Source organism: Salicibibacter kimchii (assembly GCF_003336365.1).
Taxonomy (GTDB): Bacteria; Bacillota; Bacilli; order Bacillales; family Marinococcaceae; genus Salicibibacter; species Salicibibacter kimchii.
This window is the reverse complement of sequence record NZ_CP031092.1, coordinates 1,884,931-1,908,005: the sequence shown is the minus strand read 5'-3', so window position 1 is coordinate 1,908,005 and position 23,075 is coordinate 1,884,931. Positions and strand designations below refer to the sequence as shown.

Here is a 23,075-nt window from a genome sequence, read left to right as displayed (position 1 = left end):
GAGGAAGGAGCCCAACGTGAAGAAAAGAACCATTCATGATCTCGAAGTCACCGGAAAAACCGTATTTTGCCGGGTTGATTTCAACGTTCCTTTGCAAGGTGGAGAGGTGAGCGATGATACGCGTATTCGCGCTGCTTTGCCCACGATTCAGTTTTTACAGGAAAAAGGGGCGAAAGTCATTCTTGCTAGCCACCTGGGGCGACCGAAAGGAGAGGTCGTGGAGGAGTTGCGCCTGGACTCGGTTGCCCGCAGGCTGGAAGAACTGACGGAAAGCAGGGTTCATAAGGTTGATGAAAGCTTCGGCGTCAACGTTAAACAAACGCTTGATCAACTGGCTTCAGGTGACATTCTTTTATTGGAGAATATTCGATTTGAAGCAGGCGAGGAGAAAAACGACGCCGACCTCGCCAAACAGATGGCAGCGCTTGCCGATGTATACGTGAATGATGCGTTTGGAACTGCCCATCGTGCTCACGCTTCTACCGAAGGTATTGCCCGCCACCTTCCCTCCGCGGCCGGCCTTTTACTTGAAAAAGAACTCACTGTCCTCGGTCCGGCTTTGGAAGATCCTGAACGTCCATTTACCGCCATTATCGGCGGTGCGAAAGTGAAAGACAAAATTGAGGTTATTGATCATCTTCTTGACAAAGTCGATGTTCTATTGCTTGGTGGCGGATTGGCTTATACATTCGTGAAAGCGCAAGGGTACGAAATCGGACGATCCTTGCTTGAAGAAGATAAAATAGCTTTGGCAAAACAATTCATGGAAAAAGCCAAGCGCAATCGCGTGAAGTTGCTGCTTCCGATGGATGTGGTTGTTGCCGATGATTTTAAGGAAGATGCAGCGACCGATATCGTGGATGTAGATGGCATGCCGGCCGATTGGCAGGCCCTTGATATCGGCCCGAAAACCGTGGAAGCCTACAAACACGAAATAAAAGCTTCTTCTCTCGTGATCTGGAACGGTCCTATGGGTGTTTTTGAAATGGCGCCATTTGCCGAAGGAACGAAAGGAGTGGCTAAAGCGATGGCCAAGACCGCTGCTTTTACGATCATCGGTGGGGGAGACTCCGCGGCGGCCGTAGAACAGTGTGGTTTCGCCGCGGATATGAACCATATCTCCACAGGAGGCGGCGCTTCGCTGGAATTCATGGAAGGAAAAGCGTTGCCGGGGATTGCAGCAATCGACGATCAAACAGAATAAAAAGAGGTGATACCTTATGAGGACGCCATTTATCGCGGGAAACTGGAAAATGAACGTAACCGATAAGGAAGCACTGGCATTTGTCGATGCCGTGAAGGACCGAATCCCTTCGAGCGAAGAAGTGGAGAGTGCGGTTTGCGCGCAAGCGTTATCGTTGAAAGGAATGCAGGAAAAAGCCGGTAACACCGATTTAAGGATCGGTGCACAGAATATGCATGAAGAGGACCATGGCGCTTTCACCGGTGAGATTAGTGCCCAGGCTTTAACATCGATCGGAATTGACCTTGTCATCATCGGCCATTCCGAACGGAGAGAAATGTTCAATGAAACCGATGAACGGGTGAATCGCAAGCTTCATGCAGCTTTGGCGCATGGCATAATGCCGATTGTTTGTATCGGTGAAAACGTGGATGACCGGGACGCGGGACGCGCTACAGGAGTCGTGCGTGAGCAGTTGGAGCAAGCATTGCAAGGGGTGGAAGCCGAGCAGGTGAAAGGTTGCGTCTTTGCTTATGAACCGGTTTGGGCGATCGGAACCGGAAAATCCTCCCACCCCGAGGAAGCCGGCGAGATGGCGAGGACCATCCGTGCATACGTTCACGAAGCGTACGGCCAATCAGCGGCAGAAGCCGTTCGCATCCAATACGGGGGCAGTGTCAAACCGGAAAATATCGGGGATTATATGGCAGATAACGATATTGACGGGGCACTCGTGGGCGGTGCCAGTATCAAGGTTGACTCATTCCTCGCGCTATTGGAGGCTGCCCAATGAGAAAGCAAGCGCCACACGCGTTAATCATCCTTGATGGCTTTGCCCTTCGGGATGAAAGATATGGAAATGCAGTAGCACAAGCGCGTACCCCCAATTTTGATTATTTATGGAATGCGTACCCCCACGCGACCCTATCGGCTTCAGGAGAAAATGTGGGGCTCCCGGCCGGTCAAATGGGGAATTCCGAAGTCGGCCATATGAATATCGGGGCCGGCCGCATTGTGCATCAGAATCTTTCATTGATTAACAAAAGCATTCAATCCGGAACTTTTTTTGAAAATGAAGCATTTCATCACGCGATCAACCATGTGAAGCAAAAGAATCGTTCCCTTCATTTGTATGGATTATTGTCCGATGGCGGGGTCCATAGCCACATCGATCACGTCATTGCCCTCTTGAAACTTGCGAAAAAAGAAGGCTTATCCAACGTATTTGTCCACGCGTTTCTGGATGGAAGAGACGTGGACCAGCAAAGTGCGAAAATTTTCATTGTACAGCTGCAAGCGGAAATGGGTAAGCTAGGTGTTGGCCGGCTGGCAAGCATACACGGCCGGTATTACGCGATGGATCGTGACCGGCGTTGGGAACGTATCCGGAAATCCTACGATGTCCTCGTTTACGGGGAAGGGCACCAAACGAACGATCCGTTGGAAGCCATTGACCGCTCGTACGAACGAGGGGTGTATGATGAATTTGTGGAACCAACCGTTGTGCAACTAGCAGATGGAGGTCCGGTAGCAACAATTTCCGATGAGGATGCCGTGATTTGTTTTAATTTCAGGCCTGACCGTGTCATCCAACTGACCGAAGCGTTGGCAATGGAAACGTTCAGCGCTTTTGACAGGGGGGACAAACACCCATGTACCCTTTATGATGTGACGATGACCCACTATCATGATACGTTTACTGCCGACGTTGCGTTTGAAACGTTACAACTCCCGAACACGATTGGTGAAGTCATTTCCGGCGCTGGTTATTCGCAATTGCGAATCGCGGAAACCGAAAAGTATCCTCATGTTACTTTTTTCTTGAATGGAGGAATGGATACGGTCTTTGATGGGGAGGAAAGAATTCTTATCGACTCTCCGAAAGTAGCCACTTATGACTTGAAACCGGAAATGAGTGCGGAGGCTGTGACAAAGGCGTTACTGGATACGCTCAAAAACGACCGGCATGACGCGATTATCCTTAATTTCGCAAACCCTGATATGGTCGGGCATTCCGGGAAATTGGAACCGACAATAGCCGCGGTAGAAGCAGTGGATGAGCAATTGGGGCGGATTGTGGAAGCGATACACGAAAAAGGCGGCACCACGATTGTGACGGCAGATCACGGCAACGCGGATGAAGTCACGGAAGTACACGGAGGCGCGATGACGACCCATACGACGAATCCGGTGCCGGTAATCGTTACAAAAGCGGGTGCAGAGTTGCGGAGCGATGGCATTCTGGCCGATTTGGCGCCGACATTGCTTATGGTGATGGGCATCTCCCAACCTGCCGAAATGACAGGGCAGAATCTAATAACAAACATAGAGAAAGGATGAAGATGGATGACAATGATTGCGGATGTGTTTGCCCGGGAAGTGTTTGATTCCCGGGGGAATCCGACAGTGGAAGTAGAAGTGGTTACAGATGAGGGCGTCCTCGGACGGGCGCTCGTTCCGAGTGGAGCGTCAACCGGCGAGCATGAAGCGGTGGAGCTTCGCGACGGTGACGACCGTTTAATGGGCAAAGGTGTGCTCCAAGCGGTAGAAAATGTGAATGGGGAAATTGCCTCTCATCTCGTCGGTGTAGAGGTGACCGATCAACTCGGGATTGATCGCTTGCTGATTGAACTGGACGGTACTACGAACAAGGGAAAACTCGGCGCCAACAGCATTCTCGGCGTATCCATGGCCTGCGCATACGCTGCCGCCCAAGAAGTGGGGCTTGAATTATACGAATATCTCGGAGGCTTTAATGCGAAAATATTGCCCGTGCCGATGATGAATATATTGAATGGCGGCGAACATGCCGATAATAGCGTCGATTTGCAAGAATTTATGGCCATGCCCGTTGGAGCAGCGGACGTCCGAAGCGCGGTGGTGATTGGTGCGGAAATTTTCCACGCCTTGAAAAAAGTATTAAAAGAAAAGGGGCACAATACGGCAGTCGGCGATGAAGGCGGATTTGCCCCGGATTTAAAATCCAACGAAGAAGCGCTTGAGGTCATCATGGAAGCCATCGAAAAAGCAGGATATAAACCCGGAAAAGACGTTGTTCTCGCAATGGACGCAGCTGCATCGGAAATGTATGCAGACGGCAACTATTATTTGAAAGGCGAGGGCGTGACAAAAAATGCCGATGAAATGATTGATTTTTATCGAGGCCTTGTGGACAAGTATCCGATTGTTTCGATTGAAGACGGGCTCGACGAAAATGATTGGGATGGGTGGAAAAAACTTACCGATACGATTGGTGACCGTGTGCAACTAGTTGGAGACGATTTGTTCGTCACCAATACGGAAAAGTTATCCGAAGGCATCGCTCGCGGCGTTGGAAACTCCATCCTGATCAAAGTGAATCAAATCGGAACGGTCACGGAAACATTTGACGCGATTGAAATGGCGAAAAAAGCCGGTTATACAGCGGTCATCTCCCACCGTTCCGGGGAAACGGAAGACGCCACCATTGCAGACATTGCCGTTGCCGCGAACGCGGGGCAAATCAAAACGGGTGCCCCTTCGCGCACCGACCGTGTTGCCAAATACAATCAATTGCTACGCATTCACGACCAACTCGGCGGCCGTTCCGTCTATCCCGGAACAGATGCTTTTTATCAGTTGGATCAATGATGGTGAGGTGCTTGAAGGGGGGACCTTCGAGCACCTTTTTTTGGGATGTGCACGGAAGTAACTGAACCTTCCCCCTCCGCATAGGCTAAGGATTAGATTCTTGCGTAATCAAAGGAACGGGGGAAAACAATGGGAAACGTGAAAAATTACTATGCCGGCAGTAATTCCAGCTTCGGTTTTTATTCGCTTTATGAAGAAGCCGTCCAGGGGCTTGAGCACCTTTATATATTAAAAGGCGGGCCGGGAACAGGAAAATCAACGCTGATCAGGCATGTCGGGAACGCTCTGGCAGAAAAAGGGGAGGCGATTGAAATTCTCCACTGTTCATCCGATAACGGTTCCCTGGACGGTGTAATCTTCCCTTCGCTAAAGGTCGGGATCGTAGATGGCACAGCGCCGCACGTGATAGACCCCAAATATCCCGGGGTGGTCGATTGTATCGTTAATTTGGGCGATTTTCGAGACGATGCAATGTTGAGGGAACACAAGGAAGAGATTGTGGAATTAACCGATAAAATCGAGGAAACATTCTCCAAAGCTTATGAAACCTTTGCTGAAGCCCGGAATGTGCACGACGATCTTGAAGCTATCTATTTAAGAGCCATGGACTTTCGGGAGGCACATCAAGTTACGGAAGAACTCATTGAAAAAATTTTTCCGGAAACAAAAGCAAATGCGGAAATCGAGCAGGAGCTGACGATCAAACATCGTTTCTTCGGCGCGGCAACACCTAAAGGCCCTGTCCATTTTTATAATAATTTAACGGAAGAGGCAGGCAAACGATACATCGTTAAAGGACGTGCCGGAAGCGGGAAATCGACGATGATGAAAAAAATCGGTACACACGCGGAAACACACGGTTATGGAGTCGAGTATTATTATTGTGCATTTGATCCGGAGAGCATTGACATGGTAATCATTCCGGGATTGGAGACCGCTATTTTGGATGGAACGGACCCGCACGAGTTTGATCCGAACAGGGAAAATGACGAAGTCGTTGATATGTTTATCCGTTGTATGGATCCTTCTATAGAAGTGGAGATGGCCGATGCTATCCATGAAACGGAAACGTCTTATAAGCATTTGATGAAACAAGGAACGCGTTTTTTAAGCGAGGCAAAAAAACTACACGATACATTGGAAAAATATTATGTAGAGGCAATGGACTTTCAATCGATTAATCGAAAATCACGGGAAGTTGCAGTGGAACTCATCAACCTGATCAAGTGATTCGATCGGAAGGCGCTCGGGCAAAACGCAGGGCGTTTTTTAATCGTGACATTCCCTTCTCCTGAATGTCGCCATTGTCTGCTTTCATTCCATATGATAAAGTGAATGCATGTATAGACGTGGGGATTGTTCAGGAGGTGATCGCGCTTGTCATCCATTATTACGATCATATTAATTATTGTAAGTGTCACACTGATCGCGGTTGTCCTTATGCAACCGGGACGAAGTGCAGGTTTATCCGGATCCATTTCCGGTGGAGCCGAGCAATTAATGGGGAAACAAAAAGCACGAGGGGTTGAATCATTCCTTGCGAAAGCGACAGTCGTGCTTGCGGTGTTATTTTTTATTGGCACGGTTTTGCTGGCATATTTTCTTCAGTAGAGCAACGGGGGACGTTCCCGTTGTTTTTTTACACTATCAGAAAGTATAATTTTATGGATGATAGGATAAGAAACACTGTGGCTTTCACCATGATTGCCGAAAAGGCCAAGTATTTCTAAGGATTATACGAAGCGGAAGACGGGAAACATATTTAGGCATACGTCATGGAGGAGGAAAAAAACCGTTGAAAATCGTACCCCCAAAACCGTTTACGTTTAATGGTGAAAACGGGCGCGCTGTTTTGCTTTTGCATGGTTTTACCGGCTCAACGGCGGATGTGCGCATGCTCGGTCGTTTTTTGCAAAAAAACGGGTACACGACACACGCGCCCTTGTTCCCCGGACATGGGGTTCCACCCGAACAGTTGTTGGAAACGACCCCCGATGACTGGTGGAAAGCCGTTGAAGAAGGATACGGCCATTTACGGGCGCAGGGGTTTGAACACATTGCCGTTTGCGGCCTTTCCCTCGGAGGGTTATTCACATTAAAAGCCGGATACACGTACAAGGTAAACGGCATCATTCCAATGTGCGCTCCCGCCATTACGGAAAAACAAGATGAACGCCTATATAATGGTCTGTTGCAATATGCGGAAGCATACAAAGGCTATGAGAAAAAAGAGGAACAAACCATTGAAAAAGAAATGAATGATTTTAAGAAGGATACAGAAACGGTGTTGTCCGCTATTCCTTCATTGATCACCACGATTCGGGAGCGGCTCCGTGAAATAAAGATGCCGATTGAAATTATCCAAGCTGGACGAGATGAGATGGTCGATACGGGTAGTGCAAATGTGATTTACGATCAAGTTTCTTCACGGCAAAAACATGTGCGATGGTATGAGGAGGCACCACATGTGATCACGCTATGGGAAGAGAAAGAAATAGTCCATGAGCATATTCTCGCGTTTTTGGAACAATTAGACTGGAAGGAAAGGAGTGAAACGCATGGTTGAAGAAACGATAGAACCGGTGCTTACCCATATTCGTGATGAAGCAAAAAAGCCGGTGACCGTCCATGAATTGCAAGAAGCTTTACAAATGGATTCGGCCAAAGATCGAAAAGACTTAATGAAAACGTTGAACCATTTGGAAGACAACGGCCAGTTAATCCGTACGCGCAACAATCGCTACGGTATCCCTGAAAAAATGAACTTGCTTAAAGGGACGGTACAAGCTCATCGTAAAGGTTTTGCTTTTATATTGCCTGAAGAATCAGGGCATAATGACGTGTACGTTGCCCCCGGTGACCTGGCCGGTGCCATGAACAGAGATACTGTCTTTGTGCGTATTCATTCCCGCTCGGGAGGACAATCTGGCGATCGGGCCGAAGGCGCAGTCGTTCGCATTCTTGAACGTGGAACCACCCGAGTGGTCGGAACGTTCCTCGATTATGAGCGTTATGGATTTGTTAAGCCGGATGATAAACGTTTACACGAAGATGTTTTTATTCCAAAAGGCCAGGAGCACGGTGCTGCTGACGGGCATAAAGTCGTAATTGAACTTACGAAATATCCGGAAGGTCGTATGGGGGCTGAAGGAGTAGTAGCTACGATACTTGGCCATAAAAATGACCCAGGGACCGATATTTTGTCGATTATTCATAAACATGAACTACCGGGAGCGTTTCCGGAAGAAGTACAGGCACAAGCTGCTGGTGCGCCTGACGAAATTCAAACGGAGGAAATCGAGCGCCGCCATGATTTGCGGGAAGAAACGATTGTTACCATCGATGGCGCCGATGCCAAGGACCTTGACGATGCTGTAACCGTGAAGCGTTTGGATAACGGCAATTATCGTCTCGGTGTTCATATTGCCGATGTCAGCTATTATGTGGAAGAAGGTTCTGCCATTGATGCGGAAGCCGAAGACCGTGGGACGAGTTCATACCTCGTAGATCGTGTCATTCCGATGATCCCGCACCGGTTGTCCAATGGAATCTGTTCCTTGAACCCGAGAGTGGACCGGCTTACCATTTCCTGTGAAATGGAAATCAGCCCTGAAGGGGACGTCGTCGATCATGACATTTTTGAAAGTGTGATCCGCTCCTCTGCTCGCATGACGTACACAGAAGTAAAAGAAATCCTTGTCGATCAAAACGAAGAGACGAGAGAACAATTTCGATCCCTCGTGCCTCTTTTTGAGGAGATGGAAGCGTTAGCCGCCATTTTACGAAACAAACGTTTTGAACGTGGAGCGATCGATTTTGACTTCAAGGAAGCGGAAGTTGAGATGGAGAATGACGGCCATCCCACAGATGTCCGTATCATCGAACGTTCCATTGCCGAGCGGTTAATTGAAGAATTTATGCTAGCAGCAAATGAAACCATTGCCGAGCATTTTCATTGGTTGAAGCTCCCGTTTATTTACCGTATTCATGAAGATCCGGCCGAGGATAAATTGCAAAGTTTTCTCGAGTTTATTACGAGCTTCGGCTATGTGATGAAAGGACGCAGCGACTCCATTCATCCTGGGGCGCTGCAGGAAGTACTGCAGTCCGTAAAGGGGGAAGCAGAAGAAACGGTCATTAATACGGTCATGTTGCGTTCCATGCAACAAGCCAAATACGATCCAACCAATATCGGACACTTTGGATTGGCTGCAGATTTCTATACACACTTCACATCTCCGATTCGCCGCTATCCGGATTTAATTGTGCATCGTTTGATTCGCACGTACTTGGTACAAAACAAGACCGGCAAAAAAACGGTGGACCATTGGCAAGGGCGGCTTCCGGATATCGCCAAACATTCGTCGGCCAGGGAACGCCGTTCCGTGGATGCCGAACGGGATGTAGATGATTTAAAAAAAGCAGAGTTTATGAAAGACAAGATCGGTGAAGAGTTTCCGGCCTTTGTAAGCGGAGCAGCCAATTTTGGCTTGTTTATCCGTTTGGAGAACACAATCGAAGGCCTTGTCCACGTCAGTCATTTAACCGATGATTATTATCATTACGACGAGCGACAGTATGCCCTCATCGGGGAACGAACCGCGAACATGTTTCGCATTGGCGACCGTGTCGATGTCCGTGTCCTCGATGTCAACATGGACGAGCCGTCAATTGATTTTGAAATCGTGGGCATGCCGGAGCGGAAAAAACAAAAACCTCGAGAAGGGCCGAAAGTTATTCAAGGGGAGCGGGGGCGCCCCAAAGATCACAAACCTCCGAAGAATAAGGCTAAAGGCAAAGGCAACGGTAAAAAAGGAAAGAAAAAGAAAAACAAAAGTCAATGATAAGATGGAAGAAGAAGCCCTCTTTGCAGGGCTTTTTTTGATGCAATATTGATATTCTTTTACATAAGCAATATACTACATTACACGGCTAATGCAGAAGAGAGGGGAAACCTTGATTCTCTCAATTCAGATGGATTAAAACCAATCTATATGCAAATTTCCGAGTGGATTAAAGGTGAAATATTGAATGGAGTCTTTGGGGTGGATGACAAAGTGTATTCTCAATACAAACTTGCAGAGATGTTCAATATTAACCCTGCCACAGCAGCCAAAGGTCTAACAAAACTGGCCGAGGACGGCATTTTATATGACAAGCGCGGGCTTGGGAAGTTTGTCGCGGATGACGCCAAAGAAAAGGTTATCGACAAACGCAAAAACCAGACGTTGAAAAGGATGCTGGAAGAGATCGTTCAGGAAGCGGATCGCTTGAACATGGATGAAGAGGAATTGATGGCGATGATGAAAGTTGTAATGAATGGGGAGGGCGAACGATGAATGTCATCGAGTGCAAAGGTGTGACGAAATCTTACAAGGGCACAAATGCGCTAAACGGATTATCTTTTGCGATCGAAGCGAATAAAGTCGTTGGCTTAGTCGGTCGAAATGGGGCAGGCAAAACGACGTTGCTTAAAATTCTCGCCGGTTTTTTTCGTGAAACGTCCGGAAAGGTTAGGGTCTTTACTAAACGGCCGTTCAACCGACTGTTCATATCCGCCAATACGATATCACTGGAGAACAACACAAAATCAAATTTCCCCTTTACACCTCGATTTAACGGTGCTATAATATAAAGTCCAGAGAAAATGACCTCTGCTTATTCGGGGACGATACGGATTCGACAGGGATAGATTGAGCTTAAACTGCGAGCCGAGCTGGGCATGCTCGAGAAAGGCCCACGCCAATAATAACTGGCAAAGCTAAAGAAACTTTCGCAACACCAGCTGCACCAGTAGCTGCGTAACAGTTGCGGATCCTTCCTTCCTACGCCTGCGGGGAAGTTTGAAGGGTCTCACTAATAGCGGGCTACGCTGACCGGTCGCCGTCTGAGGCCGGCTGAAGAGACTAAGCAGACTAGCTGCATGGAAGCCTGTCGCCGGGCTGAAATGACAGCGAATGATAATACGGCGACTACGCTCGTAGACGTTTAAGCGGCAATATTTCTGGACGCGGGTTCAACTCCCGCCGTCTCCACCAATACATATGGTGGCTAATTCCAAATAGGTATTTTTATAGAATCTGAACGGTTCAACCAATCCGCACAACGTAAGGCAAGCTGTCGCATAGCTTGTCTTATTTTTTATTTCCCGGCACCATTCAAGCGATGTTACGTTTCACCTTTATTGCTTTTTCAAAAAGATTGTAATTTTTGCTGATTTTGGGTATGATGAGAAAAAACTTGACTTTACATAACGCAACGAAGGGTGGTGTCCGGTATTAAAGGGTTTTTATACATGATTGTGATCGCGGGACTTGCCCTGGCCGGATTTTCCGGGTACGAATGGATGCAAAGTTCGCAATCGGTAGAATCGATTGACGAAAAAACGGAATCAACGGAGGAGTTGCAACCAGAAGCGTCTGAACCTGATCCTGAACCTGCGGAGGAAAAAGAAGCTGAATCTCCCGATCCATCGAAAACATATGATTTTGCCAAGGGAGAAGAGATTGCCGCTTTTGAAATCCCGTCCATCGACTCCCGTTTTGAGGTGTTCTGGGGAACCGATGACGCGACCCTTGATCAAGGCGTCGGGATGTATGTTTCCGATGAGTGGACAGAAACCCCCAACGTGCAAAAACATACGGTTTTAAGCGGTCACAGGGACACGGTTTTTACTGAGCTCGGAGATGTAGAAGAAGACGATGTGATGCATGTGGAATTTGACGGTTGGGTTTATGAGTATAAAATAGATGACATCTGGATAACCGACGCGGAAGATCGCACCGTGATTGTTGAAAAAGAAGATCCGGTATTGACGGTGACTACGTGCTATCCGTTCGATTATATTGGTGCCGCGCCTGACCGTTATATCATGCAGGGTGAATTGGTTGATGTATATGAGAAATAACGATAAGTTTAGCCGTGAAGGCTAAACTTTTTTGGGTGCGCCCGGCATGTGCACACTCTCTAGGGTTAAAGTCCCTAACGGCGAAGATCGTTGTAGCCGTTAGCCAATGGCAAGGGGGTCCGGGGTGACTCGGAATCTGAAGGAAGCCGGAGGCAAATCTCTGCCTTGAGGCGCGCATTCCGCATAGCTATGGATTTCGCCCAAACAAGCGAGGTCATGATGCTGTAAGAGAGGCCAGCCATACATTCAACAAGGCTACCGTTGGGTGTTCTAGATGTTAGATGAACTGGATAAGGAGTTGGAAAAGCAAGGGCTCCCATTTGTCCGATATGCGGATGACTGCAATATCTATGTGCGTTCCGAAAGAGCAGGCCAACGGGTGATGACAAGCACCACAAAGTTCATTGAAGGGAAACTAAAACTCAAGATCAACAAGGAGAAAAGTGCGGTAGACCGCCCGTGGAAACGCAAATTCCTGGGGTTTTCGTTTACATTCCATAGGAATCCTAACATACGGATGGCCAAAGAAAGTATCAAACGCTTCAAGCAACGCATTCGGGAGCTAACATCCAGAAGAAAGTCGATGAATATGACGGATAGAATCAAAAAGCTAAATCGACTCTTGTAGGATGGCTCGGCAGTTAGTCGAAATACCTTCCATATTCAGGGATCTGGATAGTTGGATCCGAGGAAGGTTGCGGATGATACGGTGGAAAGAATGGAAGAAAGTCCAAACGAAGGACAAGAACCTTAAGAAATTAGGGGTCAAAGCAGGAAAAGCGTGAGAATGGGCAAACACAAGAAAGGCTTATTGACGAATCGCCCAAAGCCCAATCTTATAGAGCCCTCGGTGACCAGTACTGGGACACACAAGGGCTCAAGGGTCTATTCAAACGATATCAAACCATGTATGGTAAATCGTTTATGTAGGATCATTATACCATATGTCTCATCGCTTAAAAGAAACCCCGTTGATGAAGGAGGAGACTTAAACTTCTTTTCATAGGAAGCGCGGGCTTGTCATACGTTTACTAAGGAGACGGGGGGAGCGTATGAGTAGCCTGGCGGGATTATTACTAGCTTTTAGTCTTCTGTTTGTTGTTTTCCTACTCTTGCTTTTTTTCGTGTTGAAGCGTTTGCATCAAATCGTGAACATGCACAAATTTCTCCGTATCAATATCATCGGCATCATCGGGATGGGCGTAGTAATCGTAAGTGGATTTTTAAAAGGTTTTTACAGCATAACGTTCATGTTGGCAATGCCGTTGGCCATCCAATTGTTTTGTGTTCGAAATGTGGTCTTGCACTACAGAGGGAGGAAGTATTAAATGTCAACGATGGCGGTCATCGTCGTGATACAACTGGTGTCGTTTCTGTTGATCGGTGCGTTTCTTTTATTCATCATCAATCATTTCAGCAAGTTCTCGTTCGTGAATGTTAGGAAAATCCTGCCCGGCATCGGAATTTTTGCCGTGGCAGTTGTATTAGTTTCGTGGATCGTCCAAGGTTGGCAAAGCCTAGCTTATTTCTTTTATCCTATCATAATAATAGGAATTTTGTTTTTCGTGCTGAAAAAAACGCCCGCGCGTTGACGGGCGCGTGACTAATCCATGCCTTTCATGCGTTGACCGATCGCTTTGTCCATTTGCCGTTTGGCATCTTTTTCCTTTAAGGCTTGTCGCTTGTCGTATTTCTTTTTCCCTTTGGCAAGTCCGATTTGTACTTTTGCGCGCCCTTGTTTGAGATAAACTTTGATCGGGATAATCGAGTATCCTTGTTGCTGAGTTTTGCCTAGAAGTTTTTTGATTTCCCGTTTGTGAAGCAACAACTTGCGCTCGCGAACTGGATCATGATTATGGCGGTTGCCTTGCTCATACGGACTGATATGGGCCTGATGTAAAATGATTTCCCCATTCTCCACACGCGCGAAGCTTTCCTTAATATTGATTCTTCCGGCGCGTATCGATTTGATTTCGGTACCGCGTAATACCATCCCTGCTTCAAACGTTTCCTCAATAAAAAAATCATGGCGCGCTTTTCTGTTTTGGGCGATTATTTTTCCTTCATGTTTTGCCATAACGGTGCACCCTTTTTATCCATTGTCATTCCTTTATGGTAGCAAATTTACCGTATACCCGCAATTGTGCTATATTAGACAAGAAAGGATACATAAAAAGGAGAGGAACGTAGATGGAGGAATTTGCGAATTTACCGACAACTGCCGTGTCTGACGGGTTAGGTGGAAAAAACCACATGGACGTCGGGATAAAACCTTTGTCTGCCCATTGGCATGTGTATGGACGGGCGTTTACGGTTGATGCGCCGGCGGGTGAAAATATTTCCGTATTGGAAGGGATGTACAATGCAACCCTGGGCGATGTATTGATTGTGGACGGGAAAGGCGCGACCGCGAACGCTCTCGCCGGCGATTTCGTTATTGGTCTGGCACAATCCCTCGGATTGCACGGCGTCGTGATCGATGGCGTGATTCGCGATATTGCCGATATTCGTGAATTGGATTTGCCTGTTTTTACGAGAGGATCGACGACGGCAGCAAGTAAAAAAACGCAAGAAGGAAACATCAATGTTCCGGTTACAGTCGGCGGCGTGGAAGTGCACCCGGGAGATATCGTCGTCGGTGATGTCGATGGGGTCGTCATCGTACCTGCGGATCAAGCGTCTGAAGTAGCAGAAAAAGCAAAGGAACGAATCGAAAAAGATGAAAAAAGAGAAGCGGATTACGGCGGGAGCCCGGAAAAGGCGAGAGAATACATTGAAAATTTTTTGCAGAACAATAAGAAATAAAGGTTGTCTGCCTGACATCGGCAATATATAATAAAAATATAGTAGCGCGGGAGGAGGGGCGATGATGTCTGATGAAACAAAAGAGATTTTAAGTGCCGTATTGCATCGACTGGATTCATTGGATGCTAATGTTGCAGGTGTGCAAAATGATATGACAGGCTTAAAAACTGAAATGGCAAGCGTTAAAACAGAAGTAGCGGGTGTGCAAAGCGATGTGTCAAGCTTAAAAACAGAAGTAGCGGGTGTGCAAAATGATGTGTCAAGCTTAAAAACAGAAGTAGCAAGCGTAAAAACTGAACTCACCCAATTTCGGACAGAAACGAACCAACGCTTTGATCATATGGACCGCCAGTTCAGATTATTCGATTCTGACATGGAAATGCTAAACAAGAAAGTGGCCGAACACGACAGAGACATCAACCGCTTGAAGCAGGTAAACGGTATTTAAGTTTTATCAGCGTCATGACGCCCTCATAAAAAAAGTGCACCCAGCCTTGGGTGTATTTTTTTACGTTGGTATATCGGTATTATCGACGGGAAATAACGTAATATCCGCGGGAAATATCGAAATACCCACGGGAAGCGATCTCAAAGGTCGTGAAACAAAGCGGTGTCTGACTACCGTCTACGTGGGCGACTAACACCCCGATTTGTTTAACTAACCATCAGAGGGATAAACCCCTCTCTGATGGAAGTTTCACTTTATCCATTCACTTCAATCGACCAGCCAAACGGATCGTCCAACGCACCCGTTTGAATACCGACGAGTGTTTCATGGAGCCAGCTCGCGGTCTCGCCCATTTTTCCGTTATTAATCTCGTAGTCCCTGCCTTTGTATTCCAATCGGCCAACGGGTGATATGACAGCGGCGGTGCCCGTTCCGAACATTTCCTGCAAACTTCCGTTTTCGTTGGCGGCAATGACTTCATCGATGGAAATGCTTCGTTCGCAGACAGACATGCCTTCACTTTCCAACAGTTCGATGACGCTTTTGCGTGTGATGCCTTCCAAAATGCTGCCGTTTAACGCGGGAGTGTGGATTTCGTCGTTGATTTTGAAAAACACGTTCATGCTTCCGACTTCTTCAACGTATTTTTTTTCAACGCCATCAAGCCAGAGCACTTGATCCTTTTTGTGGGAGGAGGCACGTTCCTGTGCTTTGTAAGCCCCGCTGTAATTGCCGGCTGTTTTCGCGTTCCCCGTTCCCCCGGGAGCTGCCCGAGTGTATTCATTTTCAACGAAAATACTGACGGGATCGATGCCTCCCTTGTAAAAAGAACCGACCGGGGACAAAATGATCATCAATGTATACGCGCGCGATGGGCTCACGTCCAAAGTAGCTTCCGTGGAGATAATGAATGGGCGAATATATAGCGACATGCCCTTTTCTTTCGGAATCCAATCTTTATCGAGCTTTACGAATTCTTTTAAGTATTCAAGCATCGCTTCTTCATTGACTTTGGGGATACTAAGCCTGTCGCACGATTGATTCAATCGCTTAAAATTTTCTTCAGGTCGGAAAAGGCGGATGTCGCCGTTGCTCGATCGGTACGCTTTCAATCCTTCGAACACGGTTTGGCCATAGTGAAACACCATCGCTGCCGGTTCCAGCGTCAGCGACTGATACGGAACGACACGCGGTTGATGCCAACCTTCTTCGCTTGTGTAGTCCATCATAAACATGTGGTCGCTGAAGTGTTTTCCGAATTCAAGGGTGGAAGGGTCCGGTTTTTCTTTTAATATTGTTGTTTGAACAACTTCCAATATTTTCTGGGTCATTGCCGTGATACTCCTTTACATATTGTATAAACGTTTGATCCGTTCCTTCGGAGGCGGATGAGATGAAAATAATTGCGCTGTCTTTCGTTTAAGCGGGTCGGAGAAATAAATTGATGCCGAGGCGCCCGATGCTTCGCGCACCGGCTGGGATACCCCTGAAATTTTTTCCAACGCTCGCGCCAACGCCCCGGGGTTGCGTGTCAACTCGACTGCGCTGGCATCGGCGAGATACTCCCGATTTCGCGAGATGGCCATGCGGATCATCATCGCGACCAAAGGGGAAATAATGACAAGCACGAGGGCAAAAATCAGTAAAATCGGGTGCTTGTTGTTATTGTTGCCCCCTCGGGAAAAAAACAACATGCGTATGCCGAGGTCGCTGATGATGGCAACAACAGATACGAGAGCAACGGCGATCGTTGATAAACGGATATCATAATTGCGAATGTGCGCCACCTCGTGGGCAATCACGCCTTCAATTTCTTCGTGATTCAACCGATCCAACAACCCGGTCGTTACGGCCACCGCTCCTTTTTCGGGTGATGTCCCGGTGGCAAAAGCATTTGGGCTGCTGTCTTTAATGATAAAAAGCCGGGGGCGCGGAATACGGGCGACCATGGCCATATTGCCGACCGCATCCCATAAACGACGATGTTGACTACCGTCTTTCACTTCTTGGGCGTGATTCATACGCATAACGACATTCGTGCTGGACATGAGCATCATCATCGTGTACGTACCGCCGAGCACAACTGCCAAAATCATGCCCGTGAAAATCTCGCCGTTCATCAAGTAAGTGATCGCTGCCCCGACAGCAAGCACGAAAATGATAAATCCCGCGACAATAAACACGCTATGGCGCTTGTTGCGCTCGATTTGTTTGTACATGATCATGAGCGATCGCCCGTGTTAAAATCGACTTTTACATTTTCGCGCTGCTCCGCCGGTGTTTCTAACATTTCTTGTTGAATAAAGTTATGCAACCCCGCAACAATATTCGTCGGAATTGATTGGATCTTGGTGTTATACTCCATGACCGTACTATTATACAGTTGGCGGGAGTAAGCGATTTTATTTTCCGTTGATGTAAGTTCTTCTTGAAGCTGCTGGAAGTTTTGATTTGCTTTTAGATCGGGGTAAGCTTCGCGCAAAGCGAACAGCCGACCCATCATGCTTTCGACCTGATTATTGGCCGCCATCTGTTCATTACGGCTGTTGTCCGGGTTGTTCATCTGATTGCGTGCCTCGATGACTTGTGTCAGTGTCTCTTGTTCATGTTGGGCATACCCTTTTACCGTCTCTACGAGATTGGGGATCAGATCATAACGGCGCTTTAGTTGCACATCGATTTGCGCCCAGGCTTCTTCGACCCAATTCCGATATTTGACGAGCCGGTTGTATGACGTGAACCAAGTAATCACCAGTAGCGCTATTCCGCCAATGATGACGATGATAAAAATTCCAATTCCAATTCCAAGTCCCGTGCCCATTATGTAAACCCTCCCTTTTACCACTATTATAAATGAATTTACACGACTCTACACCCCTAAGGGTTCACTTCATTATACTAAACGTAATTAATGGAATAAAACCTACTTGACACATAAGAATTATAAAAGTAATATAATATATACTTACATAGAGTTGTGACTGGTCATCTTTTCGTGCGGCTTTATCCTGGTGGTAAAGCCCCGTAATTCCGAGGGTCAGACATCGGAAACCTTTCCGTATCAGACCTGATGTAGGAATGTCGCAGAAGTTCTCGCTGCTACGATATATTTGCATCTGACCTTTGGCTTTGAATTTTATTTTCTGGATCCCGATCTTTGTACTATGAAATCTGACTTTTGTTAAACGGGTGATTCGTTCCGACGCACATTTTGGAAATGGGGATGGGAGGTCGGAAGTAAGATTAAAAAGCATTCAACCTTCTTCCGACCTACCTCTCACCTCCGGGACGGACGTGACGTTTTTAGCTGAATTCCCTTCAGAGAGAAAGAAGAATTTCCTCTGATAGAAGTTTCACTTTTATTTTTTTAGGAGGTGTTGGCGTTGGCCCTTCAGGTAACGGATAGTCCGTTTAACGAGGAGCAGACGGATCTTCTTAATCGGTTGATCCCAACATTGAGCGCAACGCAAAAAATTTGGCTTAGCGGATATCTGGCTTCTCCTGCTCCGCAAACAGCAACGGCTTACGCAGAAACAGCCGCGGTTGCCATGGAACATTCGCCGGAAACGGCGACCTTGACACAAGCGGATCATCAAGCCAAAACGCAAGAAGTAACCATTCTTTATGGTTCGGAAACCGGTAATTGCCAGGAAGTGGCTGAAGATCTTTCCGGTAAATTAGAGGGGCAACCGTGCAATGTTACCCTAGCTTCCATGCTTGATTTTAAACCGAAAAATCTAAAAAAGGCTGATCACATTTTTGTCGTTGTCGCTACTCATGGGGAAGGAGACCCCCCTGAGCCCGGTCTTTCATTTTATGAAACGATGAATAGCAGAAAAGCGCCTAAATTAGACGGTGTACATTTTTCCGTCCTTTCATTAGGCGATCTTTCTTATGAGTATTTTTGCCAAGCGGGCAAGGATATTGATCAACGTCTGGAAGAATTGGGCGGTGAGCGTCTGTACCCGCGTGTCGATTGTGATGTTGATTTTGATGAAGACGCGGAAGGTTGGATCGGTGGCGTGCTTGCTGAACTGAACAAACACGCGGAGGAGCCGGCAACGAGTGGCGGATCAGCGATGGATGCGCCCCTTTCACAACCTGCCCCTGCGCAGACGGCCTACTCAAGAAAAAATCCGTTCCGCGCGGAAGTGATGGAGAATCTCAATATTAGCGGTCGGGGCTCGAATAAGGAAAACCGCCATCTGGAGTTGTCGCTTGAAGACTCGAATCTGGAGTTTGAACCGGGGGATAGTTTAGGGATCTTCCCCGAAAACGATCCTACGTTGGTGGATCGGTTGATCGAGGCGATGAACTGGAATCCCGAAACCACTGTGACGATGAACAAAAAAGGGGAGACAGCTACTTTGCGTGAGGCATTGACTTCCCATTTTGAGATCACGGTATTGACGAAGCCGTTAATGCAGCAAGCCGCGGAATTATCGTCACATGAGGAATTGAAAAACCTTTTGGCAGATGGAAACGAGGATCAACTAAGGGAGTATATATCCGGACGGGATCTCCTGGACTTGGCGCAAGATTTCGGGCCATGGGAGACATCCGCCGAGGCATTTATCGCGATTCTTCGCAAGATTCCAGCGCGGCTGTATTCGATCGCGAACAGTTATCAGGCCAATCCCGATGAAGTGCATTTAACGATCGGGACTGTTCGTTATGAAACATATGGACGCGCGCGCACCGGAGTTTGTTCCGGACAATGCGCAGAACGGGTGGAAGCGGGAGAGCAGCTGCCTGTCTATGTTCACCACAATCCGAATTTTAAATTACCGGAAGATCCGCAAACACCGATCATTATGATCGGCCCCGGAACAGGAGTCGCTCCATTTCGCTCCTTTTTGGAAGAACGGGAGGAAATCGAAGCGGAAGGAAAAACATGGTTGTTTTTTGGCGAGCAACATTTTACCTCGGACTTTCTATACCAAGTGGATTGGCAGCGATGGCTGAAGGATGGCGTTCTAACGAGGATGGACGTGGCCTTTTCCCGCGACGGCGAAGAAAAAATATATGTTCAGCACCGTATGCATGAGAATGCCCGCGAGTTCTATCAATGGTTGCAGGAAGGGGCTGTGCTGTACGTCTGCGGGGACGAAAAACATATGGCGAGTGATGTTCATGATGCGTTGGCGACGATCATTCAACAAGAAGGCGGTTTGAGCGAAGAAGAAGCCGCTGTCTACATTGAAGATATGAAAATGCAAAAACGTTATCAACGGGACGTTTATTAAACGAAAGAAAGGAGCGATCAAAGTGGTTGAGAAAAAAACAGGATTGCACGGCCCGCCCAGTGACGTCGAACGAATTAAACGAGATAGCAATTATTTGCGGGGGACCCTGGCCGAGAGCCTCGAAGCTCCCATCAGCGCAGGGATGAACGACGATGATAAACGTTTATTGAAGTTCCACGGAAGCTATTTGCAAGATGATCGTGATCTCCGCAATGAACGACGCCGCCAAAAACTGGAACCGGCCTATCAATTCATGGTGCGTGTGCGTGCTCCCGGCGGTATCGCCACTCCCGAACAATGGCTCGTCATGGATGACGTCGCGAACAAATACGCCAACGGGTCCTTGAAACTGACGACGCGGCAAGCGTTCCAACTGCATGGGATTATGAAGTGGAATATGAAAAAAAATATAAAAGAAATTAATGACTCCTTATTGGACACCTTAGCCGCATGCGGGGACGTCAATCGGAATGTCATGTGCAATCCCAACCCCTATCAGTCTGAGGTTCATTCTGAAGTTTATGAGTGGTCGAAGCGGTTGAGTAATGACCTTTCTCCACAAACGAATGCTTATCACGAAATCTGGCTTGATAAAGAAAAAGTCGTCGACAGTAAAGAAACAGAGGAGCCATTATACGGGGACGTCTATTTGCCGCGAAAATTTAAAATCGGCATCGCGGTTCCGCCCTCCAACGATGTGGATATTTTTTCACAAGATCTTGGTTTCATCGCGATCGTGGACAACGGGGAACTGCAAGGGTTTAACGTTGCGGTTGGCGGTGGCATGGGCATGACTCATGGGAATACGGAAACGTATCCGCAATTGTCCCGTGTGATTGGTTTTTGCACGCCGGAACAGCTATTTGATGTCGCCTGGCATGTGATCGCCATTCAGCGGGATTATGGCAACCGTTCGGTTCGGACGAATGCGCGTTTTAAATACACGGTCGATGCTAAAGGACTCGATTGGATCAAGCAAGAGTTAAACGATCGATTAGGCTGGGATCTCGAAGAAGAACACGCCTATCATTTTGAACATAACGGCGACCGCTATGGTTGGGTAAAAGGAATAAAAGGCCGGTGGAATTTGACATTATTTATTCAAAACGGCCGTATTCGGGACTACGAAGATTATCCGTTGATGACCGGATTACGCGAAATCGCAAAGATCCATACCGGTGATTTTCGACTTACCCCAAATCAAAATCTTGTCATCAGCAATGTGACCGGCCAGAAGAAAAAGCAAATTGCTGAATTGGTAGAGAAGTACGGTTTGGAAGATGGGGAACAGCAATCTGCCCTGCGTCGAAACTCCATGGCCTGTGTAGGCTTTCCGACATGCGAGTTGGCCATGGCCGAATCGGAGCGCTACTTCCCGGAGTTGTTGGGAAAAATCGAAACCCTCATGGATGAGTCAGGACTCCGAGATGAGGATATCATCATTCGCATGTCCGGCTGCGATAATGGGTGCTCCCGCCCCGCACTAGGAGAAATCGGCTTTATTGGAAAAGCACCCGGAAAGTACAACCTCTATTTAGGCGCAGGCTTTGCCGGTGAGCGCCTGAATAAACTTTATCGGGAAAACATCGGCGAAGATAAAATTTTGGAAGAATTACGCCCGATCATTTCCCAATATGCGAAAGAACGTAAGGAAGGGGAACATTTCGGCGACTATGTCGTGCGTGCTGAATACGTCAAAGAAGTGCACTCGGGTCTCGACTTTCATGATTAAATCCTTAAGATAGCTTCGGGTTTACATAGAACTCGGGGCTTTTTTGCGTCGGGCGCTGGCATTATATCAGCGGAATCGAGGGATATATCAGCTTAAAACACAAAAACGAAGTTTTATCACGAGGAGGAGACGGGGATGAAGCAAAAGCAAGGCATGTTGGTCAGTGGTGCATTGTTGGCGGGGTGTGTAGAAGAAGACGTCCAGACGGATGAAGACTCGGAACAAGACATTGGCGCAGATGCAGAAGAGGAAGAAGAAAATATCAACGAAGAAGCAGATGTCGGCGAAGACGTTACCGCTGAAGCCGATGAAAATATTGAATTTTCTGGGGGAATCGAAATTGACGGTAATGATATGACAGTCACTGGAGAAACAAATCTCATGCCCGGCGCGGAAATCGAAGGAGAAGTCCGCATGGATGACGTTGCTTCTTTTGGCACGGACGATTCATTTGAAATAGAAGAAGACGGGGCGTTTGAACTCGAACATACGATACCTGATTATGATCGAACGACTCATTACCGTTTGGTTTTTAACCCATATAATCAAGAAAATCAAGATGTCATCGATTTTTATGGCGGAGAGGGGGAAAATATTGAAGGTGATTTTCTCCGGTTGGATGAAGAATACGACGAAGAGGACGTGTCGATTCAAGTCGCTTCCTTCGAACATATCCTTCCTCCTGACTTTGACGAGCAACAATCGATCAGCATCGAGGCTCCGAATTGGGATCTTCCGGAAGATCAGGGAGAAACGGACATAAGGCTGGATGTTAAAACGAGTGAGGAAGACAATCACTATTGCATAAGCGGGGGAAGCAACCTGGTGGAAGGAGCCAGAGTGCACGGATATCTCCGTATTCCCGGCTACCAAGCCATCGGTTATTCCGGCCAAGTCCATGCAAACCCGGACGGAAGTTTTGAATTACGGGTAAATATTCCCGATGATCTTGATGACTATGAAGAGGATCCATATCTTGTCGTTACCATGAATCCGAATCAATCGAATCAATGGGAGCACATCGCCGAATATTATGGTGAAGAAGGAGAAGACTTGGAAGGAGAGCTTGCGGAAGAAGGGAGCGTAGAATTGGAAATCCCTCTTGATGATTGATAGCCCATGCA

22 protein-coding genes, 1 other RNA gene and 1 pseudogene are annotated in these 23,075 nt (G+C 47.4%); 20 read left to right on the top strand and 4 right to left on the bottom strand.

Going from position 1 to position 23,075, the window contains the following annotated elements; translation table 11 throughout:
• Nucleotides 1-16: 16 nt before the first annotated feature.
• From DT065_RS09685 to DT065_RS09615, 15 genes and pseudogenes are all read left to right on the top strand, one after another.
• Nucleotides 17-1,204: a phosphoglycerate kinase gene (locus DT065_RS09685; protein ID WP_114372886.1), complete on the top strand. Its 1,188-nt coding sequence runs from the start codon at nt 17-19 to the stop codon at nt 1,202-1,204.
• 16 nt (nt 1,205-1,220) lie between these two features.
• On the top strand, nt 1,221-1,976 hold the full coding sequence (gene tpiA / locus DT065_RS09680) for a triose-phosphate isomerase (RefSeq protein WP_114372885.1): 756 nt from the start codon (nt 1,221-1,223) through the stop codon (nt 1,974-1,976).
• Nucleotides 1,973-3,523, top strand: coding sequence for a 2,3-bisphosphoglycerate-independent phosphoglycerate mutase (gene gpmI / locus DT065_RS09675; protein WP_114372884.1), 1,551 nt, complete (start codon nt 1,973-1,975; stop codon nt 3,521-3,523). The genes tpiA and gpmI overlap by 4 nt, the downstream gene beginning before the upstream one ends.
• A 6-nt stretch (nt 3,524-3,529) precedes the next feature.
• Nucleotides 3,530-4,813, top strand: coding sequence for a phosphopyruvate hydratase (gene eno / locus DT065_RS09670; RefSeq protein WP_114372883.1), 1,284 nt, complete (start codon nt 3,530-3,532; stop codon nt 4,811-4,813).
• Between the two features lie 129 nt (nt 4,814-4,942).
• Nucleotides 4,943-6,043, top strand: a complete 1,101-nt coding sequence (locus tag DT065_RS09665; protein WP_114372882.1) for a PRK06851 family protein — start codon at nt 4,943-4,945, stop codon at nt 6,041-6,043.
• A 147-nt stretch (nt 6,044-6,190) separates the two neighbouring features.
• Nucleotides 6,191-6,424, top strand: coding sequence for a preprotein translocase subunit SecG (secG, locus tag DT065_RS09660; RefSeq protein WP_114372871.1), 234 nt, complete (start codon nt 6,191-6,193; stop codon nt 6,422-6,424).
• 184 nt (nt 6,425-6,608) lie between these two features.
• Nucleotides 6,609-7,379, top strand: a complete 771-nt coding sequence (locus DT065_RS09655) for an alpha/beta hydrolase (protein ID WP_114372869.1) — start codon at nt 6,609-6,611, stop codon at nt 7,377-7,379.
• Nucleotides 7,372-9,657 (top strand): ribonuclease R, encoded by a 2,286-nt coding sequence (rnr, locus tag DT065_RS09650; RefSeq protein ID WP_193550760.1) that lies wholly within the window; start codon nt 7,372-7,374, stop codon nt 9,655-9,657. The genes DT065_RS09655 and rnr overlap by 8 nt, the downstream gene beginning before the upstream one ends.
• 201 nt (nt 9,658-9,858) lie before the next feature.
• Nucleotides 9,859-10,152 carry a GntR family transcriptional regulator gene (locus tag DT065_RS09645; protein WP_335743544.1) on the top strand — a complete coding sequence of 98 codons (294 nt, stop codon included), beginning with the start codon at nt 9,859-9,861 and terminating at the stop codon, nt 10,150-10,152.
• Nucleotides 10,149-10,448, top strand: a complete 300-nt coding sequence (locus tag DT065_RS09640) for an ATP-binding cassette domain-containing protein (protein ID WP_114372863.1) — start codon at nt 10,149-10,151, stop codon at nt 10,446-10,448. The genes DT065_RS09645 and DT065_RS09640 overlap by 4 nt, the downstream gene beginning before the upstream one ends.
• 29 nt (nt 10,449-10,477) lie before the next feature.
• Nucleotides 10,478-10,851, top strand: a transfer-messenger RNA (tmRNA) gene (gene ssrA, locus DT065_RS09635).
• 257 nt (nt 10,852-11,108) lie between these two features.
• Nucleotides 11,109-11,720, top strand: a complete 612-nt coding sequence (gene srtD, locus DT065_RS09630) for a class D sortase, LPxTATN-specific (protein ID WP_114372861.1) — start codon at nt 11,109-11,111, stop codon at nt 11,718-11,720.
• A gap of 182 nt (nt 11,721-11,902) precedes the next feature.
• Nucleotides 11,903-12,650 (top strand): annotated as a pseudogene (locus tag DT065_RS09625) (group II intron maturase-specific domain-containing protein); the annotation flags it as partial.
• Between the two features lie 122 nt (nt 12,651-12,772).
• Entirely contained in the window at nt 12,773-13,048 is a 276-nt protein-coding gene (locus tag DT065_RS09620; protein WP_114372859.1) for a hypothetical protein, read from the top strand.
• Entirely contained in the window at nt 13,049-13,312 is a 264-nt protein-coding gene (locus DT065_RS09615; RefSeq protein WP_114372857.1) for a hypothetical protein, read from the top strand.
• An 11-nt stretch (nt 13,313-13,323) separates the two neighbouring features.
• Here DT065_RS09615 and smpB read toward each other — a convergent pair whose 3' ends face one another.
• On the bottom strand, nt 13,324-13,797 hold the full coding sequence (gene smpB, locus DT065_RS09610) for an SsrA-binding protein SmpB (RefSeq protein ID WP_114372856.1): 474 nt from the start codon (nt 13,795-13,797) through the stop codon (nt 13,324-13,326).
• A gap of 113 nt (nt 13,798-13,910) precedes the next feature.
• Between smpB and DT065_RS09605 the strand changes: the two genes are divergently transcribed.
• Nucleotides 13,911-14,525, top strand: a complete 615-nt coding sequence (locus DT065_RS09605) for an RraA family protein (protein WP_114372854.1) — start codon at nt 13,911-13,913, stop codon at nt 14,523-14,525.
• Between the two features lie 64 nt (nt 14,526-14,589).
• Nucleotides 14,590-14,973 (top strand): hypothetical protein, encoded by a 384-nt coding sequence (locus DT065_RS09600; protein ID WP_114372852.1) that lies wholly within the window; start codon nt 14,590-14,592, stop codon nt 14,971-14,973.
• 254 nt (nt 14,974-15,227) lie between these two features.
• On the opposite strand, the gene DT065_RS09595 is transcribed toward DT065_RS09600, so the two are convergent.
• From DT065_RS09595 to DT065_RS09585, 3 genes are read right to left on the bottom strand one after another with little or no spacing between them, the layout of a single operon-like run.
• The gene (locus DT065_RS09595; RefSeq protein WP_114372850.1) at nt 15,228-16,304 is read right to left on the bottom strand and encodes a branched-chain amino acid aminotransferase; all 1,077 of its coding nucleotides are present in this window, start codon (nt 16,302-16,304) and stop codon (nt 15,228-15,230) included.
• A 15-nt stretch (nt 16,305-16,319) separates the two neighbouring features.
• Complete coding sequence (gene htpX, locus DT065_RS09590; protein ID WP_227002806.1) at nt 16,320-17,195, bottom strand: zinc metalloprotease HtpX; 876 nt, start codon at nt 17,193-17,195, stop codon at nt 16,320-16,322.
• Entirely contained in the window at nt 17,195-17,794 is a 600-nt protein-coding gene (locus tag DT065_RS09585; protein ID WP_114372846.1) for a LemA family protein, read from the bottom strand. The genes htpX and DT065_RS09585 overlap by 1 nt, the downstream gene beginning before the upstream one ends.
• 562 nt (nt 17,795-18,356) lie before the next feature.
• On the opposite strand from DT065_RS09585, the gene DT065_RS09575 reads away from it, so the two are divergent.
• The 3 genes from DT065_RS09575 (at nt 18,357) to DT065_RS09565 (ending at nt 23,064) form a co-directional block, all read left to right on the top strand.
• The gene (locus DT065_RS09575) at nt 18,357-20,219 is read left to right on the top strand and encodes an assimilatory sulfite reductase (NADPH) flavoprotein subunit (RefSeq protein ID WP_114372842.1); all 1,863 of its coding nucleotides are present in this window, start codon (nt 18,357-18,359) and stop codon (nt 20,217-20,219) included.
• A gap of 22 nt (nt 20,220-20,241) precedes the next feature.
• Nucleotides 20,242-21,951, top strand: a complete 1,710-nt coding sequence (cysI, locus tag DT065_RS09570) for an assimilatory sulfite reductase (NADPH) hemoprotein subunit (RefSeq protein WP_114372840.1) — start codon at nt 20,242-20,244, stop codon at nt 21,949-21,951.
• Nucleotides 21,952-22,086: 135 nt separating this feature from the next.
• Complete coding sequence (locus DT065_RS09565) at nt 22,087-23,064, top strand: bactofilin family protein (protein ID WP_114372838.1); 978 nt, start codon at nt 22,087-22,089, stop codon at nt 23,062-23,064.
• Nucleotides 23,065-23,075 lie beyond the last annotated feature (11 nt).